Source organism: Streptomyces sp. col6 (assembly GCF_008042035.1).
GTDB lineage: Bacteria > Actinomycetota > Actinomycetes > Streptomycetales > Streptomycetaceae > Streptomyces.
This window is the reverse complement of the sequence record NZ_RDBL01000032.1, coordinates 1-1,174: the sequence shown is the minus strand read 5'-3', so window position 1 is coordinate 1,174 and position 1,174 is coordinate 1. Positions and strand designations below refer to the sequence as shown.

Genomic DNA, 1,174 nt, shown 5'->3' with positions numbered 1-1,174 from the left:
GTACGGGGGTGGTGGCGGTGGTCATGGCTGTCTCACGCTCCCAGTCGTCGCATCTCGGTGCGGAAGGTTTCCTCGGTCCAGGGGCTGCCGTCGGGGGCGGGCAGGTCGCGGGAGTTGAGTCCGGCGACAAGTCCGGGCAGGTCGTGGGCCCCGCCGCCGAAGACCTCCTCGATGACGGCGGCGAGCTTCTTCTCGTACGGGGTGGGCTCGGCGGTGCGGGCCTGGTGCGGGTCGAGGTACTGCGGGCTGGTCGGGCCGGTCATGTCGGCTCCCTTCGGGCGGTTCAGAGGTCGAGTACGAGGCGGGGGGTGCGGGAGCGGGAGACGCAGAGCATCATCGAGGCGCCGGCCGCGCGTTCGCCCTCGCTGAGGAGGAAGTCGCGGTGGTCGGGGGTGCCTTCGAGGACCTTGGTCTCGCAGGTGCCGCAGATGCCGTCGCGGCAGGAGGAGCCGACGGGGATGCCGGCGTTCTCCAGGGCGTCGAGCACGGAGGTGTCCGGGGCGACCTCGACGGTGCGGCCGGTGCGGGAGCAGACGATGTCGAAGCCGGTGTCCTCGCCGTCGCGGGGTGCGGCGGCGGGTGCGGCGAAGCGTTCGGTACGGGCGTCGGGGCAGCGTTCCTCGACGGCGGCGAGGAGGGGTTCGGGGCCGCAGCAGTAGACCTGGGTGCCGGGTTCGGTGCTGCCGATGAGGGTGTCGAGGTCGGGGTGGCCCTGTTCGTCCTGGGGAACGAACTCGACGCTGCCGCCGGGGAGTTCGGCGAGGGCGGTGAGTTCGGCGGTGAAGGCCATGGAGGCGCGGGTGCGGCCGCCGTGGACGAGCCGCCAGGGGGTGCGGGTGCGGGTGGCTTCGCGGGCCATGGCCAGGAGCGGGGTGATGCCGATGCCGCCGGCGACGAAGAGGTAGCCGGTGGCGTCGGGGTCGAGCGCGAAGTGGTTGCGGGGGCCCCGGACGTGGACCGTGCGGCCGGGGCGCAGCTCGGTGTGGATGTGGGCGGAGCCGCCGCGGGAGGCGGGTTCGCGCAGGACGCCGATGCGCCAGCGGGTGGTGTCGGCGGGGTCGGAGCACAGCGAGTACTGGCGGATGTGGCCGCCGGTGTGGACGTCGATGTGGGCGCCGGGCTGCCAGGTGGGGAGGGGGGCGCCGTCGGGGTGGGTGAGTTCGATGCTCAGGAC

General features: G+C 73.5%; 2 protein-coding genes. Both read right to left on the bottom strand.

Translation table 11 applies throughout. The features are described 5' to 3' along the window. Positions 1 to 32 precede the first annotated feature (32 nt). Positions 33 to 263 (bottom strand): recombinase-like helix-turn-helix domain-containing protein, encoded by a 231-nt coding sequence (locus EAO73_RS34740; protein ID WP_147975524.1) that lies wholly within the window; start codon positions 261 to 263, stop codon positions 33 to 35. A gap of 20 nt (positions 264 to 283) precedes the next feature. Continuing rightward, on the bottom strand, positions 284 to 1,174 hold an 891-nt coding region (locus EAO73_RS34735; protein WP_147975523.1), incomplete at its 5' end, for a PDR/VanB family oxidoreductase.

Bases quoted from the DNA above. Each gene is read 5' to 3' on its own strand.
- EAO73_RS34740 (WP_147975524.1), bottom strand. From the start codon at position 263: ATGACCGGCCCGACCAGCCCGCAGTACCTCGACCCGCACCAGGCCCGC.